Source organism: Curtobacterium sp. 458, from assembly GCF_030406605.1.
Lineage (GTDB): Bacteria > Actinomycetota > Actinomycetes > Actinomycetales > Microbacteriaceae > Curtobacterium.
The window spans coordinates 570072-588110 of sequence record NZ_CP129104.1 but is presented as its reverse complement, the minus strand read 5'-3'; the positions used below and the strand labels follow the sequence as shown (position 1 = coordinate 588110).

General features: G+C 70.9%; 18 protein-coding genes. 10 read left to right on the top strand and 8 right to left on the bottom strand.

The window, feature by feature from the left end:
• Positions 1–90 precede the first annotated feature (90 nt).
• Positions 91–1197, bottom strand: a complete 1107-nt coding sequence (locus QPJ90_RS02785) for a GNAT family N-acetyltransferase (RefSeq protein ID WP_290132953.1) — start codon at positions 1195–1197, stop codon at positions 91–93.
• Between the two features lie 80 nt (positions 1198–1277).
• Here QPJ90_RS02785 and dcd point away from each other — a divergent pair, with 80 nt between their 5' ends.
• The 3 genes from dcd (at position 1278) to QPJ90_RS02770 (ending at position 2876) form a co-directional block, all read left to right on the top strand.
• Positions 1278–1865: a dCTP deaminase gene (dcd, locus tag QPJ90_RS02780; protein ID WP_290132952.1), complete on the top strand. Its 588-nt coding sequence runs from the start codon at positions 1278–1280 to the stop codon at positions 1863–1865.
• A gap of 154 nt (positions 1866–2019) precedes the next feature.
• Positions 2020–2535, top strand: a complete 516-nt coding sequence (locus QPJ90_RS02775; protein ID WP_290132951.1) for a helix-turn-helix domain-containing protein — start codon at positions 2020–2022, stop codon at positions 2533–2535.
• Complete coding sequence (locus QPJ90_RS02770; RefSeq protein WP_290132950.1) at positions 2532–2876, top strand: HepT-like ribonuclease domain-containing protein; 345 nt, start codon at positions 2532–2534, stop codon at positions 2874–2876. Before QPJ90_RS02775 ends, QPJ90_RS02770 begins: the two co-directional genes overlap by 4 nt.
• 129 nt (positions 2877–3005) lie before the next feature.
• Here the strand turns inward: QPJ90_RS02770 and QPJ90_RS02765 are convergent, their stop codons facing one another.
• The 7 genes from QPJ90_RS02765 to idi all read right to left on the bottom strand — a co-directional run bounded on the left by QPJ90_RS02765 (position 3006) and on the right by idi (position 11340).
• Entirely contained in the window at positions 3006–4109 is a 1104-nt protein-coding gene (locus QPJ90_RS02765; protein WP_290132949.1) for a sugar-binding protein, read from the bottom strand.
• Positions 4110–4192: 83 nt separating this feature from the next.
• Positions 4193–5485 (bottom strand): multiple monosaccharide ABC transporter permease, encoded by a 1293-nt coding sequence (gene mmsB, locus QPJ90_RS02760; RefSeq protein ID WP_290132948.1) that lies wholly within the window; start codon positions 5483–5485, stop codon positions 4193–4195.
• Positions 5482–7005, bottom strand: coding sequence for a multiple monosaccharide ABC transporter ATP-binding protein (gene mmsA / locus QPJ90_RS02755; protein ID WP_290134156.1), 1524 nt, complete (start codon positions 7003–7005; stop codon positions 5482–5484). The genes mmsB and mmsA overlap by 4 nt, the downstream gene beginning before the upstream one ends.
• A 479-nt stretch (positions 7006–7484) precedes the next feature.
• Positions 7485–8504 carry a LacI family DNA-binding transcriptional regulator gene (locus QPJ90_RS02750; RefSeq protein ID WP_290132947.1) on the bottom strand — a complete coding sequence of 340 codons (1020 nt, stop codon included), beginning with the start codon at positions 8502–8504 and terminating at the stop codon, positions 7485–7487.
• A 215-nt stretch (positions 8505–8719) separates the two neighbouring features.
• The gene (locus tag QPJ90_RS02745; protein ID WP_290132946.1) at positions 8720–9769 is read right to left on the bottom strand and encodes a magnesium and cobalt transport protein CorA; all 1050 of its coding nucleotides are present in this window, start codon (positions 9767–9769) and stop codon (positions 8720–8722) included.
• Between the two features lie 250 nt (positions 9770–10019).
• Complete coding sequence (locus QPJ90_RS02740; protein WP_290132945.1) at positions 10020–10616, bottom strand: glycerol-3-phosphate responsive antiterminator; 597 nt, start codon at positions 10614–10616, stop codon at positions 10020–10022.
• A 181-nt stretch (positions 10617–10797) separates the two neighbouring features.
• Entirely contained in the window at positions 10798–11340 is a 543-nt protein-coding gene (idi, locus tag QPJ90_RS02735; RefSeq protein WP_290132944.1) for an isopentenyl-diphosphate Delta-isomerase, read from the bottom strand.
• A gap of 21 nt (positions 11341–11361) precedes the next feature.
• On the opposite strand from idi, the gene QPJ90_RS02730 reads away from it, so the two are divergent.
• The 7 genes from QPJ90_RS02730 to QPJ90_RS02700 all read left to right on the top strand — a co-directional run bounded on the left by QPJ90_RS02730 (position 11362) and on the right by QPJ90_RS02700 (position 17774).
• Positions 11362–12420 carry a polyprenyl synthetase family protein gene (locus tag QPJ90_RS02730; RefSeq protein ID WP_290132943.1) on the top strand — a complete coding sequence of 353 codons (1059 nt, stop codon included), beginning with the start codon at positions 11362–11364 and terminating at the stop codon, positions 12418–12420.
• Positions 12417–13337: a squalene/phytoene synthase family protein gene (locus tag QPJ90_RS02725; protein WP_290132942.1), complete on the top strand. Its 921-nt coding sequence runs from the start codon at positions 12417–12419 to the stop codon at positions 13335–13337. Before QPJ90_RS02730 ends, QPJ90_RS02725 begins: the two co-directional genes overlap by 4 nt.
• Complete coding sequence (crtI, locus tag QPJ90_RS02720; RefSeq protein WP_290132941.1) at positions 13334–14962, top strand: phytoene desaturase family protein; 1629 nt, start codon at positions 13334–13336, stop codon at positions 14960–14962. Before QPJ90_RS02725 ends, crtI begins: the two co-directional genes overlap by 4 nt.
• Positions 14962–15294: a lycopene cyclase domain-containing protein gene (locus QPJ90_RS02715; RefSeq protein WP_290132940.1), complete on the top strand. Its 333-nt coding sequence runs from the start codon at positions 14962–14964 to the stop codon at positions 15292–15294. Before crtI ends, QPJ90_RS02715 begins: the two co-directional genes overlap by 1 nt.
• On the top strand, positions 15291–15716 hold the full coding sequence (locus tag QPJ90_RS02710) for a lycopene cyclase domain-containing protein (protein WP_290132939.1): 426 nt from the start codon (positions 15291–15293) through the stop codon (positions 15714–15716). The genes QPJ90_RS02715 and QPJ90_RS02710 overlap by 4 nt, the downstream gene beginning before the upstream one ends.
• A complete protein-coding gene (locus QPJ90_RS02705; RefSeq protein ID WP_290132938.1) occupies positions 15713–16630 on the top strand; it encodes a prenyltransferase in 918 nt (305 codons plus the stop codon). The genes QPJ90_RS02710 and QPJ90_RS02705 overlap by 4 nt, the downstream gene beginning before the upstream one ends.
• Before the next feature lie 100 nt (positions 16631–16730).
• The gene (locus tag QPJ90_RS02700; RefSeq protein ID WP_290132937.1) at positions 16731–17774 is read left to right on the top strand and encodes a Gfo/Idh/MocA family oxidoreductase; all 1044 of its coding nucleotides are present in this window, start codon (positions 16731–16733) and stop codon (positions 17772–17774) included.
• Positions 17775–18039 lie beyond the last annotated feature (265 nt).

Genomic DNA, 18039 nt, shown 5'->3' with positions numbered 1-18039 from the left:
GCTCGGTGCGCGTCCGCCGCACCGGCTGCGGTCCGGCTCGGGCCGGGTCGGTCCGGGTCGGTCCGCCGACCCGGCCAGCCGGGGCCCGCTTCAGTCCCGGTGCTCCCAGATGCCCTCGCTGCCGACGCCGACGAAGCCGACGGCCTCGTTCACGTCGAGCATCGGCCGGTTCTCCTCGGCGTTGAACGTGACGATCGACGGGCGTCCGGGGAATTCCCGCTCGACGAACGCGATGCCCTCCACCTTGAGCAGCCACCCGAGCCGGTGTCCGCGGTGCTCCCGCAGCACGAGGGTGTCCCACTGCATGACCGCGCGCTCCGGGGCGTCCGGGACGGCCAGCTGCGTGAACCCGACGAGCGTGCCGGAGTCGGCGCGCTCCACGGCGATCGTCACCATCGTCCGCGGCGCCCGCTCGAGCTCGGCCTCCTGCTCGCGGAGACGGTCGGCGTCCCAGACGTCCTCCGGCTCCTCCATGTCACCCTCCGGAGCGTCGGTCGACATCCGGGTGTGCAGCAGTGCGACGCCGTCGAGCCACCGCTCCGGCGTCCGACCGGTCCAGGCGTGCATGCGGTACGCGTCACCCGCGGCACCGGCCGCGCGCTCCCTGAGGGCGGCGACGACCGAGGCGTCGGCGGGCAGCGCGAGTCGGCTGATCCGGTTCACCTGGCCGAAGCGCCACCCGCGACCCTGGAGGAAGCGGACCGCGGCCTCGTCCGCGGGGACGGCGCCGTACCCGGTCGGTGCCTGCAGGAACCCGTCGCCGGCCCCCGGGCCGACCTGGCGCGACACCGCGTACGTCTTCCACTGCGTGCGGCCCTCGTCCCGTGCGACCTGCTCGACCCGGTCGGCGAGCAGGGTGCCGATGCCGCGGCCCTGGTGTGCAGGGTCGACGCCGACGGCGAGCCAGCAGTTCGTGGTCCCCGCTTCGTCCTTCGAGTCGTACGACGCCGAGCCGACGACCGTCCCGGCGGTGTCCCGTGCCACGAACAGCCGACTCGGCGCCCCGGGGGTGTGGCACTGCGGGAGGTACTCCTCCGCGGTCCAGGCGAGCTCGGTCAGCCCGTGGACGTCCGCCTCGGCGCGGTCGGACACGTCGAGCCAGGCACGGAAGGCATCGACGCGTCGGGCGTCGTCGTCCATCGTGGTGGGGACGTCGAGTTCCTCGACGGTGTACGGCGGTCGGCCTGCGGTGGTCATCGTCCTGCTCCCGTTCGCCGCCCGGACCTGGGCAGCCTCACAGGATATCGACGCGGACGACCGGCCGCTAGGCTTCCAGCGTGCTGCTCTCCGACCGCGACATCACCTCCCAGCTCGCCGACGGCCGCATCGGTCTCGACCCGTACGACGCGTCGCTCGTGCAGCCCTCGAGCATCGACGTCCGGCTCGACAAGTACTTCCGGCTGTTCGACAACCACAAGTACCCGCACATCGACCCGGCGGAGGACCAGCCGGAGCTCACGCGGCTGGTGGAGACCGACCCGGACGAGGCGTTCGTCCTGCACCCGGGGGAGTTCGTGCTCGGGTCGACGTTCGAGGTCGTGAGCCTGCCGGACGACATCGCGGCACGGCTCGAGGGCAAGAGCTCGCTCGGGCGTCTCGGGCTGCTGACGCACTCGACGGCGGGCTTCATCGACCCGGGGTTCTCCGGGCACGTCACGCTCGAGCTGTCGAACGTCGCGACACTGCCCATCAAGCTCTGGCCGGGCATGAAGATCGGCCAGCTCTGCTTCTTCCAGCTGTCCAGCCCCGCGGAGAAGCCGTACGGGTCGGCCGAGTACCAGTCGCGCTACCAGGGGCAGCGCGGACCGACCGCGTCGCGCTCGGCGCAGAACTTCCACCGCACGGACGTCTCCACGCGCGACTGAGGCAAGCGGCGGGCCCGCGGTGGGCCCGCGTCGGGCCCGCGTCGGCCGCGGATCAACGACACACCGCGATATAGCAGGAGCAATCCCCGCAACCGGTTGTGGCGAACCGCAGTACATGGGCCGGCAAATTTCACATTCTGTGTATCGTGGCCGCATGTCCGCAGTCCTCCCCAGGCCCGCGCCGCCGGTGTCGGCAGCCGAGCTCATCCGTGACGCCCGCGTCCGCGCCGAGCTGACACAGGTGCAGCTCGCCGTCCGGGCCGGTGTCACCCAGAGCGTCATCAGCACCTACGAGAACGGTCGCCGGGAGCCCTCGCTCGCCGCACTGCAGCGGCTGCTGCTCGCCGCCGGCTTCACCGCGTCGATCGAGCTCGAACCCGTCGAGGAGCCGCCGCCCCTGCGGGAACGGGTGGCCGCCGTGCGGAACGAGCTCCACGCCATCGTGCGGCGGCTCGGCGGACGCAACCCGCGCATCTTCGGCAGTGTCGCGCGCGGGGAGGACGGGCCGGGGAGCGACGTCGACCTCATGGTCGACCTCGGGCGCGGGCTCGGCATCTTCGCGCTGATGCGGATCCAGGACGAGGCCGAACAGCTGCTCGGGACCCGGGTCGACGTCGTGGACGCCGCGGGGATGGACCCGAAGGTCGTGCGCGAGGCGATCCCGCTGTGACACGGGGGACGGGGGAACGCCTGGACGACGTGATCCGGGCGTGCGGGGTGATCGGCGAGTACGTCAGCGACGACGGGCTGCCGGAACACCTCGTGTACGACGCGGTCCGGATGCGACTGGTCGAGATCGGGGAGGCGGTGCGGATGCTCCCGGGGGAGGTGACCGCCTCCGAACCGAGCATCCCGTGGGCGAAGGTGTCCCTGCTCGCGGAGCGGCTCACCCGTCGGTACTTCGACACGACCCCGGCGGTCGTCTTCGGGACCGCGCGGACCGACGTGCCGCACCTGTGCGCCGCGGCTCGCCGCCTGCGGGCGGCGCACGTCGAGGACGCGACCACGTGACGGCCGGGAGGGACGGTGCGGGCCCGCACCGTTCCTCCCGGCCGTCGTCCGGTCCCGTCGCCGGGCGCGGGACGGCCCCGTCTCGCGAGTGCGAGACGGGGCCGTCCGTGTGCTGTGTGCCGAGGGGACTCAGCCCTTCTTGGCGAGCTCCTCGAGGGTGTCGTTGCCCTTGTAGGCCTCGACCGCGTTCTCCTTGGTGACGAGGATCGGGGTGAGCTCGATCGCCGGGACCGTCTTGACGCCGTTGTAGTTGTTCGTCTTGTCGATCTTGGTGTCGGGCTTGTTGCCCTTCGAGAGGTCGGACACCAGGTCGATGGCGGCCTGCGCCTCCTCGGTGGTGTTCTTGTAGATCGTCGAGTACTGCGTGCCCTTCATGATGAGCGGGATCGACGCGGTCTCCGAGTCCTGGCCGGTGACGACGGGGTTCGGCTTGCCGGCCGCCTTCGTCGCGGTGAGGATCGCACGGGCGAGGGTGTCGTTCGGCGACAGGACGCCGTCGAGCTTGGTGTCACCCGAGTAGTACTGCGACAGCAGGTCGGTCATGCGCGACTGGGCGTTCTGCGCGAGCCAGCCCTTGGTCTGGACCTTCTGGAACGTCTCCTGGCCGGACACGACCTTGACCGTGCCGTCCTTGATCTTCGGCTCGAGCACGTTCATCGCGCCGTTGAAGAAGACCGTCGCGTTCGCGTCGTCCGCCGAACCGGCGAAGAGCTCGATGTTGTACGGGCCGTCACCCTTCTCGGCCTTGAGGCCGTCGAGGAGTGCCTGCGCCTGCAGCTGGCCGACCTTGTAGTTGTTGAACGCCACGTAGTAGTCGACGTCCTTGGTGTTCAGGATGTTGCGGTCCCAGGCGATGACGGTGACGCCCTTCGCCTTGGCGGCCTTCACCTGCGAGCCGAGCTGCGAACCGTCGGCGGCGCCGATGATGACGACCTTCGCGCCCTTGGTGACCATGCCCGAGATCTGCGACTGCTGGTCCGGGACCGGGTTGCCGGCGTTGGCGTACTGGATGTCGGCCTTGAAGCCGGCGTCCTCGATCGACTTCTCGAACGCGGCGCCCGCGAGCACCCAGTTCTGCGAGGTCTTGGCCGGCAGGGCGACACCGATCAGGTCACCCTTCTTGATCTCCGTGCTGGCGGAGTCCGAACCGGAGGTCCCGCGAGCGGAGCAGCCGCTGAGGGCGAGGCCCGCGACGAGGGCCAGGCCGATTCCGGCGATGAGCTTCTTGCGCATGAGATTGCTTTCTCTTCGTTGAGGGGTGGTGCTGTGGTGGTGGGGTTCGTGCGCCGGGCGGACGGGCCGCCCGGCGCCACGTTCTACTGGGGGTTGACCTTGTCCGGCTGGTCGTCGATCGACCGCGGCTGCTGGGCGGCCACCGTGTTCTGCTCGGTGTCCTTCCGCTGGAACTGCCGCATCATGCCGCCGATCAGCGACGGGCGTCCCTGGGACTTCGAGTAGACGTCGAAGGCGACCGCGACGAGGAGGACGAGACCACGGATGATCTGGACCTTGTTCGACTCGATGCCCATGAGCTGGAGACCGTTCGACAGGAGCGCCATCACGAGGCCACCGATGATCGACCCGGAGATGGTGCCGATGCCACCGGCGACCGCGGCGCCACCGACGAACACGGCCGCGATCGCGTCGAGCTCCCAGCCGGTGCCGTCGGCAGGACCGGAGGCGTTCGAGTAGCCGACGAAGACCATGCCCGCGACGGCGGCCAGGACCGACATGTTCGCCATGACGAAGAAGTTGATCTTGCGGGCGCTGACGCCGGACAGGACCGCGGCGCTGGCGTTGCCGCCGACCGCGTAGACCTGGCGGCCGAAGATCGTGTTCTTCGTGATGAAGCCGTACACGATCGTGAGGACGCCGAGGATGATCGCGACGATCGGGACCGAGGTGCCGACCGGGCCGGCGCCGAACAGGTAGGTCGCGACGAGGGTGACGGCGACGAGGATGCCCGTGCGGACGACGGAGACCCACAGCGGCGGGACCTCGGCCTGCATCTTGCGGCGACGACGGCGACCGCGCACCTCGATGATGATGAGCGCCGCGATCGTCACGAGACCGAGCAGGAGCGTGCCGTTCGAGTAGCCGAAGTCCGGGCCGAAGTCGGGGAGGTAGCCTGCGCCGATCGTGTTGTACGAGTCCGGCGTCGGGACCGAGGTGGACTGACCGATGATCTGGTTCGCACCGCGGAAGATGAGCTGACCGGCGAGCGTCACGATGAACGCGGGGACCCGGACGAACGCCACCCAGAAGCCCTGCCAGGCACCGACGAGTGCACCGACGGCGAGGCCGAGGATGATCGCGGCCCAGGCCGGCCAGTGCCACACGGACATCGACTGCGCGACGATGATGCCGACGAAGGCCGCGACCGAACCGACCGAGAGGTCGATGTGGCCCGCGATGATCACCATCACCATGCCGAGCGCGAGGATGAGGATGTAGGAGTACTGCAGGAACAGGTTGATCACGTTGGTGGGCTCGAGGATGAGCCCGTCCGTCGTGAACCAGAAGAAGGCGACGATCACGACGAGCGCGATGATCATGCCGTACTGGCCGATGCTGTTGCCCTTGCCGAAGAGCAGTTTCAGGTTGTTCATGAGACGGTGGCGCCCTTCCGCGCGGAGGTCATGCTGCGCATGAGGGTTTCGGGGTCGGCCTGGTCGGCCGGGAGGTCAGCGGTGATCTGGCCCTCGAAGATCGTGTAGATCCGGTCCGAGAGGCCGAGGAGTTCGGGGAGCTCGGACGAGATGAGGATGATGCCCTTCCCCTCCGCCGCGAGCTGCTGGATGATGCCGTAGATCTCGAACTTCGCGCCCACGTCGATGCCGCGGGTCGGCTCGTCGAGGATCAGGATGTCCGGGTCGGTGAACATCCACTTCGACAGGACGACCTTCTGCTGGTTCCCGCCGGAGAGCTTCCCGACGTTCTCCTCGACGGTCGGCACCTTCGTGCGGAGCAGCTTCCGGTACTTGTCGGCGACGTTGTACTCCTCGAGGGAGTCGACGACGCCGGCCTTCGAGATCTTCGGCAGGTCAGCGGAGACGGTGCTGCGCTTGACCGTGTCGAGCAGGTTCAGGCCGAGCGCCTTGCGGTCCTCGGAGACGTAGCCGATGCCGTGCTCGATCGCCTGCTGGACGTTCTTCACCTCGATCGTGCGGCCGTCCTTGACGATCTCGCCGCCGAGCCAGGTGCCGTAGGAACGACCGAAGATGCTCATCGCGAGCTCGGTGCGGCCGGCGCCCATGAGGCCCGCGAAGCCGACGATCTCACCGCGACGGACGTGGAAGTTCGAGCCCTTGCAGACCAGGCGCGACGGGTCGAGCGGGTGCTGCACGGTCCAGTTGCGGACCTCGAAGAACGTTTCGCCGATCTTCGGGGTGCGGTCCGGGAAGCGGCTCTCGAGCGACCGGCCGACCATCCCGCGGATGATGCGGTCCTCGTTGACGCCGTCGCCCTTCACGTTGAGGGTCTCGATCGTCTTGCCGTCGCGGATGATCGTGATGCTGTCCGCGATCTGCTCGATCTCGTTGAGCTTGTGGCTGATGATGATGCTCGAGATGCCCTTGGCCTTCAGCCCGACGATGAGGTCGAGCAGGTGCTGGGAGTCGTTCTCGTTCAGCGCGGCGGTGGGCTCGTCGAGGATGAGGAGCTTGACGTCCTTGTGCAGGGCCTTCGCGATCTCCACGAGCTGCTGCTTGCCGACGCCGATGTTCTTGATCTGCGTGTCCGGGTCCTCGGCGAGGCCGACGCGGGCGAGCAGGTCCTGCGCGCGGAGCTGGGCGCTCGTCCAGTCGATCACGCCGAACTTCGACGGCTCGTTGCCGAGGAACAGGTTCTCGGTGATCGAGAGCTCCGGGATCAGCGCGAGCTCCTGGTGGATGATCACGATGCCGGCCTGCTCGGACTGCTTGATGTCCTTGAAGCGGACCTCTTCGCCCTCGAAGACGATCTCGCCCTCGTAGGTGCCGTACGGGTACACGCCCGAGAGGACCTTCATGAGGGTCGACTTGCCCGCGCCGTTCTCGCCGCAGATCGCGTGGATCTCGCCGGCGCGGACGTCGAGCGACACCTCGGAGAGGGCCTTCACGCCCGGGAACTCCTTGGTGATGGACCGCATCTCGAGGATGGTCTCGGCTGCGGTCACCGACCTGGTGGCCAGGTCGGGGCCCTGTGGGGTTGACGCCACGGTGCATCTCCTTCTGCCGCTCCAGCGCGGCAGTCATTCGGGTTGACACTGCGGCAGCGGGGGCGCAGTCACCTGCGTGGACCTCGTTGTCGCGTCCGGTGCCCCGGCCGTGTGACGGTCCATGTGAACGGTCACATCGGCTGGAACGGGGGCAATCCTACGCACAGGTGTGCGGATGCTGTCAATTCAGGATTGTCGCGTTTGTGTAACGGCCCGCGTCATCCGGCGCGACGCGCCGGTCCACGTCCCCCGGTGTGGGGTACTTCCGCGTCCTGTTGCGGATGTCCGCACACGTCGGCGCGGTCTGCGTGCACCGGCCTGGAGGCGCGTGGCGGGCCCGCCACGAGCCTCCAGGCCGGTGGTGGGTCGCGTCGGACCGCCGGGTCGGGACGACTCGTCAGGGCGGTGCGTCAGCGCGAGCGCGGCGCGCTCGTGGAGCCGCGCACCACGAGCTGCGGGACGATGTCGATCGGCCGGAGCTGCTCGTCGTCCCGGGGGAGCAGGAGGTCGACGCACCGCCGGCCGAGCTCCGCGAAGTCGACCTGCACGGTGGTGAGCGGCGGCCAGAAGTGCTTCGCCTCGGGGATGTCGTCGTAGCCCACCACCGAGAGGTCGCCGGGGACGTCCAGGCCGTAGGACCGCGCCGCGTGCACGAGCCCGAGCGCCATCTGGTCGTTCGAGCAGAACACCGCCGTGCAGTCCCGCCACCGCAGGAGTTCACGGCCCGCGTGGTAGCCGAAGTCGGCCGTCCAGTCCCCGAGGATCGGCGCCACGACGGGCATCTCGCGGTCCGACATCTCGCGCAGGAAGCCCTGCATCCGGGCGTCGGCCTCGATCCAGTCCTGGGGTCCGGCGATGTGTCGGACGTACTCGTGACCGAGGTCGAGCAGGTGCGCGGTGGCGAGCCGGGCGCCCTCCATCTGGTCCACCCAGAGCGCGGTCGGGTCCTCGCCGACGCTGGCCCGCATCGTGACGTACGGCGTCCGGATGCCGAGCTCCTCGATGAGGTCGAACACCTTCTGCTGCGGGGCGATCACCACGATCCCCTCGACGTCGAGGTCGAGGAGCCGCTGGATGCTCTCGCGCACCGCCTCGTCGGTCGTCTCGGTCAGCGTCGAGGTCGTCACGTTGTACCCGCGGGCCACCGCTGCGTCCTCGATCGCCTGCAGCGCGACCGCGGGGCCGTAGTGCGCCCGCCGCGCCGTGAGGACGCCGATCGTGTGCGTCCGGCTCGTCACCAGCGCCCGCGCGGCCCGGTTCGGCCGGTACTGCAACTGCTCCATCGCGGCGAGGACCCGGTCGCGGGTCTCGGCGCGGATCGCCTCGGAGTTGTTCAGGACACGGGAGACCGTCTGGTGGGAGACCCCGGCGACCCGTGCGACGTCGCGGATGCTGGGCGCACGCGACTGCTGTGCTCGCGTCGACGCCATTGCTGCTCATTCCTGCCCGGTGTCGTGGCACGTCGATGTGCACGTTCACATTCCGGGCCTGATCATTATGCACGCCTCGTCGCTCCACGCCACCCGGGACCGATCACGGCGGCGGCCATCGTCGGCGGATGCGACCGCAAGGCGGCCTGGGGGCGCGGTGCGGCCCCGCACCGCGCCTCCAGGCCGTCACGCGGTCGTGTCTGCGCCCCTCGCGGCTACAGCCAGTTGCGCTTGCGGAAGACCGCCCAGAGCACGGCCATCAGGACGAGCATCGCGACGATCGCGACCGGGTACCCGAACCGCCAGTGCAGCTCCGGCATGTCGTCGAAGTTCATCCCGTAGATGCCCGCGATGAGTCCCGGAGCGAAGAGGATCGCGGCCCACGACGAGATCCGCTTCACCTCCTCGCCCTGCCGGTGCGCCGCCCGGGCGAGCTGGCGGCTCTCCTCGCCCTGGGCGAGGCTCGCGCTGGTCATCCGGCGCATCGCCTCGTTCTGCTCCTGGGAGACGAGCGTCGAGTGCAGGGTGAGGGCGTTCTCGAGCAGCGCCCGGAACGAGTCGACCCGCTCGGTGACGCGCAGGGCGTGGTCGAGCACGTTGCGCAGGCGGTGCTGGACCTCCTCGTCGACGCCGTACTTGTCGGCACCGCGCAGGAGGCCCTTCACCATCGCGGGCACCGGCGTCGTCGCGCGCTGGAAGCCGAGGACCTCGCTGAGCAACTGGTAGATGCGCTTCGAGACACCGGGGTCGACCTGGCCGGCGAAGAGCTGGTCCTCGATCGCGTCGATCTCCTCCTGCAGGATCTCGACGATCGGCGCGTACCCGTCGACCACCTCGTCGAGCACGGCCGCGGTGACGGCCTCAGACCCGCGGGCGAGGAAGTCCGGGTCGGCCTCGCACCGGGCGCGCAGTGCCGCGAGGTCCGGACGCTCGGCGTGCCGGACGCTCACCACGAACCGGGCACCGACGAAGAGGTGGACCTCGCCGAACCGGACCTCCTCGGCGGTGCGGTCGTACCAGGCCGGACGGAGGACGAGGAAGAGGGTGTCGCCGTACCGCTCGAGCTTCGCCCGCTGGTGTCCCTTGCGGGCGTCCTCGACAGCGTTCTCGTGCAGGTCGAACTCGGCCGCGACGGCGGCGAGCTCGGACGGCTCGGGGCGGAGCAGCCCGATCCACGCGAGGTCGCCCCGGGTGGCGCGCGACGGGGTCGACGGCGAGTCGACGCGGTGTCCTGCGACGTAGACGGCGTTGTCGATCAGTGCCATGGCGTGCTCCTTGCGTGTCGGGAGCAGGCAGGCGCGAACCGCCCGTGGGCGGTGCGGGATCAGGGACGGGGCGCGTGGATCCGCCGGGGCAGGGTCCGTCGGCCCGATCGAGGATGGTCACCCGACATCGCGCCTCACCTGCCCTTCTGGTCGTCCGTGGGCTGCCTCGTGCAGCCGACCTCCGAGCCTAGTCACGCGCCGCGAGGGCGTCGACCCCGGTCGGTGACCGCGGAGCCGAGTCTGAGTGCCCTCACATGTCCCAGACGTCGCGGTTCGACGAGGCGACGGCGACCGCCCCCGCGCCGAGTGCCGCCACCACGTCGGCCTTGTCACAGACCAGACCGCCGGCGATGACCGGGACGTCGGTGTCCGCACGCAGCCACGTGATCACGCGGGGCATGCAGCCCGGGAGGATCTCGATCGCGTCCGGCCCGGCCTGCTCCACGACGCGGGGGAGCTGGTGGTACGAGAACGAGTCGACGAGGAAGAACCGCTGCACGGCGACGAGCCCCGCGCGCCGGGCAGCCCGGACGAGGTTCGACTTGGTGGACAGGACCCCGTCCGCCCGGGTGTTCGCGGCGAGCCAGGTGACGACGACCTCCCGGCTGGAGAACCCGTCGAGGAGGTCCACGTCGACGAGGACGGTCTTGCCCGCGTCCTTCGCCTGCTGGACCACCTCGGCGATGTCGAGCACGCTGCCGAACAGCACGAACACCACGCCGCGGTCCGAGGCGAGCACGTCGTCGAGCGCCGCCCGGTCCTTCACGCTCGCGATGACCGGGTCGTCGCGGAGGGCGTCGAGGACGGCGTCGGCGGCACTGGTGGCATCGCGCTCCGCGGTGGTCATGCGGACCATTGTCGATGCGGTGCGCTGGACACTGCCTGGTCCGGGAGGGCGAGTCTCGGCCGGTGCCGCACGAGTCTCGGCGTGGGCGACACCGCTCGCGCGGCGGCGCGCGAGAACGGTCGCGCAGCGCGAGTCTCGGCATCCCGCGGCGGCGCGCGGCACACGCCCGCGCGCGGGCGCGCTACGGCGTGATGCGGAGCCCGGCCTGCTCGGTCTCGGCGAGCTGCCACCCGAGCCAGGGGCTCCACGCGAACGGCGCACCGGCCACCGAGGCCCGCAGCTCGTCCTCGGACACCCACGCGTACTCGGCGACCTCGTCGTCCGCGGGCGCCGGCACGTCGTCGGTCACGGCGCGGAACACCGGGCAGACCTCGTTCTCGACGATCCCGGAGGCGTCGACCGCGCGGTACCGGAAGTCGGGCAGGACGGACTCGACGTCGCGCACGGTGATGCCCAGCTCACGGGAGGCCCGACGGGCGATGGCGTCCTCGAACGTCTCGTCCGGACCGGGATGGCCGCAGAACGTGTTCGTCCACACCCCCGGCCACGTCTTCTTCGACAGCGCCCGGCGGGTCACGAGGACCTGCCCGGCGGTGTTCCGCACGTGGCACGAGAAGGCCAGGTGGAGGGGCGTGTGGTCGGTGTGCACCGTGAACTTGTCCGCCGTGCCGACCGGGGTACGGTCATCGGCCAGCAGCACCACGGATTCAGGGAAAGTCGTCATCTGCACCGATAGGTTAGGCCAATGAGCGAGGAAGCGACCACCATGGCGCAGAACGACCTCGCGCTCGTCGACGACTGCCTCGAGCGCTTCTTCGCCGTGTCGAGCGCCCGGGCCGAGCGGTACGGCGGTCCGAACCCGGAACTCTGGCGGGTGCTCCGCAAGGCGAGCATGGGCGGCAAGCGCTTCCGGCCGCGCATGGTCCTCACCGCCTACACGGCGCTCGGGGGCACCGACACCGCGGCGGCCGTGCAGGTCGGCGCCGCCTACGAACTCCTGCACACCGCGCTCGTCGTGCACGACGACGTCATCGACCGCGACTGGTCCCGCCGTGGGCAGCCGAACGTCGCCGGGTCCTTCCGCGACACCGGCACCACGGGCGGACTCCCGCTGCCGACCGCCGAGCACCGGGGCACGAGCGCCGCGGTCATCGCCGGTGACCTCGCGCTCGCCGCGGCACCTCGCTTCATCGAGGCGTCGGGCGTCACGGGGGAGCGACGCTCCCGGCTGCTCGACATCTTCGACGAGGCCGTGTTCGCGAGCGCCGCCGGCGAGATGGCCGACGTCGACCTCGCACTCGGACCGATGCCGACCGTCGACGACGTCCTCGCGATGGAGCGCGCGAAGACGAGCGTGTACTCGTTCGAGGCGCCGCTGCAGTCCGGGGCCGTGCTCGCCGGTGCCCCCGAGCCCGTCGTCGCAGCGCTCGGAGCGTTCGGCCGCGAGATCGGGATCGCGTACCAGATCGTCGACGACCTGCTCGGGGTGTTCGGTGCCGAGGCCGAGACCGGCAAGACCGTCCTCGGCGACCTGCGGGAGGGCAAGCGCACGGTCCTCATCGCCCACGCCGCGGCGACGGACTGCTGGCCGGAGCTGTCGCAGCACCTCGGCGACCCGGACCTCACCGAGGAGCGGGCCGCCGAGCTCCGTGCCACGCTGGTGTCCTGCGGCGCCAAGTCCGCAGCCGAACAGCGCGTCGCCGAGCACACGGCACTGGCCCGCGCCGAGCTCGCGGGCCTGCCCTACGACCTCGCCGACCGACTGGAGTCAATCGTGTCCGAACTCGTGGAGCGAGCCCGGTGACCCTCGCGCACCACCCGCAACCGAACCGCTCCGCCCGACTCCCGCTCTACGACGCGACCGCCGAGGCCGCCTCCGGGGTCGTCATCGACCGGTACTCGACGTCGTTCGGCCTGGCGTCGCGCCTGCTCCGGAAGGACGCCCGCGAGCACATCCGCAACGTCTACGCCCTCGTCCGCGTCGCCGACGAGGTCGTGGACGGCCCCGCGACCGAGGCCGGCCTCGACCGCGGGCTCGCCCGCACGGTCCTCGACGAGCTGGAACGCGACACCGAGCGCGCGATCGAGCTCGGCTTCTCGACGAACCCGGTCGTGCACGCCTTCGCCCGGTCGGCCCGTGTGACCGGTTTCGGCGCGGAGCTCACCCGACCGTTCTTCGCGTCGATGCGCATGGACCTCGACCGCACCGTGCACGACGACGACTCCTTCCGCGAGTACGTGTACGGCTCCGCCGAGGTCGTCGGTCTGATGTGCCTCCGCGCGTTCCTGTACCGCGCCGGGCGCCCGACGTTCGACGACTCCGTGCTCGTCGACGGCGCTCGGGCCCTCGGTGCCGCGTTCCAGAAGGTCAACTTCCTCCGCGACCTGCACGCCGACTTCGAGGTCCTCGGCCGCTCGTACTTCCCCGGCGTCGACATCCGCAGCTTCGACGAGGCCACCAAGGTCCGGCTCGTCGCCGACGTCCAGGCCGACCTCGACCGTGCCGCGATGACCATCCCGCTGCTGCCCAAGGACGCCCGACACGCGGTCGGCCTCGCCCACGCGCTGTTCCAGGAGCTCAACACCCGCATCGCGCGGACACCCGCCGCGCAGCTCGTCGCGACGCGCGTGCGCGTCCCGAACCCCGTCAAGGCGCGGCTCGCCGCGCAGGTCCTGTCGGGTCGTGGGCCGGCCACGCGACGGCCTGGAGGCACGGCGTGACCCCGCCCCGCGCCTCCCGTCCGGCCGGCTCCGCGTCCACCAACCGGCGCAAGGTGCCCGTCCGCCGCGCCGTCGTGATCGGCGGCGGCATCAGCGGACTCGCGTCCGCTGCGCTGCTCGCGCGCGACGGCTACGCCGTCACGCTGCTCGAGCAGCGCAGCCAGCTCGGCGGCCGCGCGGGCTCGTGGGAGCGCGACGGCTTCACGTTCGACACCGGACCGTCGTGGTATCTCATGCCCGAGGTGTTCGACCACTTCTTCCAGCTCCTCGGCACCACCGCGGCCGAGCAGCTCGACCTCGTCACGCTCGACCCCGGGTACCGCGTGTACTCCGAGGGCCACGACGAGCCGCTCGACCTCCGCGCCGACAAGGAAGCCAACATCGCGCTCTTCGAGTCGGTCGAGCCCGGGGCCGGAGCACGGATCCGGAAGTACCTCGACTCCGCCGAGGAGACCTACGCCATGGCGGTGCGGCGGTTCCTCTACACGACCTTCGCGGACCTCCGGAAGCTCGCCGCCCCGGACGTCCTGCGCCGGCTCCCGAAGCTCCTCCGTCTGCTCACCGAGCCGCTCGCGAAGTACGCCGAGACCGCCGTGCGCGACCGTCGGCTCTGGCAGGTCCTCGGCTACCCGGCGGTGTTCCTCGGCACCAGCCCGTACAAGGCGCCGAGCATGTACCACCTCATGAGCCACCTCGACCTGGCCGACGGCGTGCAGTACCCGAAGGGCGGCATCCACGAGATCATCGGCGCGATCGGACGACTCGCCCGCGCCGAGGGCGCGCAGGTCATCGCCGGCGCGAAGGTCGAGCGGATCGTCGTCGAGGACGGCCACGTCACCGGCGTCGTGCACCGCGACCGCGACGGTGGGCAGCACGTCGCACCGGCCGACCTCGTCGTCAGCGCGGCCGACCTCCGGCACACCGAGCTGCAGCTGCTCGACCCCGAGCACCGCTCCTACCCGGCGAAGCACTGGCAGAAGCGCGACCCGGGGCCGTCCGCCGTCCTCGTCTACCTGGGCGTCGACGGACCGGTACCGGGGCTCCTGCACCACACGCTCGTGTTCACCGCCGACTGGCAGGCGAACTTCGGCGCGATCTTCGGCAAGGACCGCCGCGTCCCCGACCCCGCGTCGATCTACGTGTGCGCGCCGAGCGAGACGGACGCGACGGTCGCGCCGCCCGGGTCGAGCAACCTCTTCGTCCTCGTGCCGCTGCCGGCCGACCTGTCCATCGGCAAGGGCGGCATCGACGGGGCCGGCGACTTCGAGGTCGAGCGGATCGCGGACCGCGCGATCGACGTCATCGCCGAACGCTCCGGCGTGCCCGACCTCCGCGACCGCATCCGGGTGCGCCGGACGATCGGGCCGCAGGACTTCGCCGACGACTACAACGCGTGGAGCGGCTCGATGCTCGGGCCGGCGCACACCCTGGCGCAGAGCGCGTTCTTCCGGGAGCCGAACCGGTCGAAGAAGGTCGACGGGCTGTACTACGTCGGCGCTTCGACGACGCCGGGCATCGGGCTGCCGATGTGCCTGATCAGCGCCGAGGTGCTGCTCAAGCGCCTGCACGGCGACACCAGCACCGAGCCGCTCCCGACGCCGCTCCGGCGGGACACGGCGGTCTGATGCCGGGGCTGTACCTCGCCGGGCTCGTCGTGTCGCTCGTCGGCATGACGGTGCTCGACGCCCGCTTCCGGCTGTTCTTCTGGCGGGCACCGTGGCGGGCGGCGGCGGTGATGGCGATCGGCATGGTGTTCTTCCTCGTGTGGGACGTCGCCGGGGTCGCCGCGGGCATCTTCTTCATCGGGCCGCAGCGGGTCCTGACCGGGCTCGTCGTGGCGCCGGAGGTCCCGGTCGAGGAGATCTTCTTCCTCCTGCTGCTCTGCTACACGACGATGAACGCGTTCGGCGCGGTCACGCCGCTCGTTGCGAAGGCGCTCGATCGGCGGCGCACGTGAGCTCGCACGCCGCGTACGCCCTGCTCGCGGTGCCGTTCCTCGCCGTCGCCGTCGTCGTCGCGGTCACGGCCGGGGTCGTCGCCGCTCGGCGTGCCCGGGCCGCAGGTCGGCCGTCGGGGCCCGGTCGCCGGGTCGCGCTCGTGGGCGGGCTGATCGCGGCCGTGGTGCTCCTCGTGATGACGATCGTGTTCGACAACGTCATCGTGACGCTGCGCGTGGTCGCGTACGACCCGTCGCTCATCAGCGGTGCGAAGATCGGTGCGATCCCGGTCGAGGACCTCGCGTACTCGATCGGTGCGGTCCTGCTGCTGCCCGCCCTGTGGGTGCTGCTCGACCGTCCGTCCTCCACCGCGCCACCGGCGCGACCGTCCCGCGACGCGCCCGGTGCGCGACCGTCCGCAGAAGGCGAGCCGACCCCATGACCGCGACCCGTGCCTCCCGGCCGTCGACCCTGCGCGCCCTGTTCACGTCCTCGCGGCCGATCAGCTGGGTGAACACCGCCTACCCGTTCGGTGCCGCGTACCTGCTCGGCACCGACGTCTTCGGTTCGGTGCTCGGCGTCGTGACCTTCGTCGTCGGCGTCGTCTACTTCCTCGTGCCGTACAACCTCGGGATGTACGGCATCAACGACGTGTTCGACTACGAGTCCGACCTGCGGAACCCCCGGAAGGGCGGGGTCGAGGGTGCCCTGCTCGACAAGAGCGTGCACCGCACCACGCTCTGGGCGGTCGTCGTCACGAACGTGCCGTTCCTCGTCGCGCTCGTCGTGCTCGGCGGGCTGAGCGGGAACGGTCCGTGGTCGTGGCTCGTCCTCGCGATCAGCGTGTTCGCCGTGATCGCGTACTCGGCGCCGGGGCTGCGGTTCAAGGAGAAGCCGTTCCTCGACTCCCTGACCTCGTCGACGCACTTCGTGTCGCCGGCCGTGTACGGACTCGCGCTCGCCGGGCCGCACTGGACCGGGCAGCTCGTCGCCGTGTGCGTGGCGTTCTTCCTCTGGGGTGTGGCGTCGCACGCGTTCGGTGCCGTGCAGGACGTGCTCGCCGACCGGGCGGGTGGCATCGGCTCCGTGGCGACCGTGATCGGTGCCCGGGCGACGGTGCGGCTGGCCTTCGTGGCGTACGTCGTCGCGGGCATCGTCCTGCTGTTCTCCGCGTTCCCGGGGCCGATCGCCGCGGTCGTCGTCGTGCCGTACGCCCTCAACGTGCTGCCGTGGTGGAACGTCACGGACGCCGGGGCCGAGGCGGCGAACGCGGGGTGGAAGCGTTTCCTGTGGATCAACTACCTCGCGGGCTTCCTCGTGACGATGGCGCTCATCGCGTACGTGTTCGTGCGCTGACGCGGGCGCGGCGCGCGTCGCTCGCTGTCGGCGATGCCTGACAGACTGGAGGGACGTGCGCCGTCGAGGCCGCACGAGCCGAACACGAAGGAGTGCACGCATGCCGGTCCGCATCATCCACGTCGGTCTCGGAGGGTGGGGCGGCAACTGGGCCCGCACCGCCATCCCCGAGGTGTCGGAGGTCCAGGTCGTCGGCATCGTCGACCCCGTGCCCGCGACGCTCGACGCCGTGCGCACCGACCTCGGCCTGCCGGCGGCCGCCGCGTTCGCGTCCCTCACCGAGGCGCTCGCCGGGGTCGAGGCCGACGCCGTCGTCATCACCGCCCCGGCCGTCACGCACGTGCCGCTCGCGCTCGAGGCCCTGGACGCGGGCAAGCACGTCCTCGTCGAGAAGCCCTTCGCCAACACCGCGGAAGAAGCGGCGAGCGCCGTCCGTCGCGCCGAGGAACTCGGGCTCGTGCTGCAGGTCAGCCAGAACTACCGCTGGTACCCGGCACCCCGCGTCGTGACCGAGCTGCTCGAGGCGGACGTGGTCGGCGAGGTCGCCACGATCGACGTCGACTTCCGCCAGTGGGACAACGACCTCCCGTTCGAGGAGCACCCGCACTACCGCTTCCCGCACGCGATGATCAACGACATGGCGATCCACCACTTCGACCTGATGCGGATGGTCACCGGCCGTGAGCCCGTGCGGGTCTTCGCCCGCGCCTCGTCGCCGTCGTTCAGCAAGTACCAGGACGAGGCGATCGCGTCGATGCTCATCGAGCTCGAGGGCGGGCTGGTCGTCAGCTACCGCGGCAGCTGGCTCTCCCGCGCACCCCGCACGGCCTGGGCGGGGGAGTGGAGCATCCAGGGGTCGGACGGCGAGCTGTGGTTCACGAGCCGTTCGGGTGAGCCGAACGCCGTCGAGGGCGACCGCGTCACGCTCCGCCGCACGCAGGACGACGAGGCCGAGCCGGTGGAGCTCCCGACGATGGAGCACACCGATCGGCAGGGCGGGCTGCAGGCCTTCGCGCGGTCGATCACCGGTGGGCCGGCGCCGGAGACGAGCGGTCGCGACAACCTCCGCAGCCTGGCGGTGATGGAGGCGGCGCAGCGGTCGGCGGAGTCCGGCGTCCCCGAGGACGTCGTCGTCCCGGAGTAGGCGGCGCCGCGACTCGGGCGCGGCCACGTTCTGTCGCTCCCGCGAAAGCGACAGAACGCGGCGACCCGACTCCGACATCTGTCGCTTTCGCGGCCCGCGCCGCGGCGTTCGCCGGGTGACTGTCGCTTCGGCGACGGCGCAGCGACCAGGAGACGGACGGGAGGCGCGGTGCGGGCCCGCACCGCGCCTCCCGTCCGGCACGCGGTCGCCGCCACCGCGCCTGCACGCCGCACGCACCGACGCACCCGCGCCCGCCGCACCGACG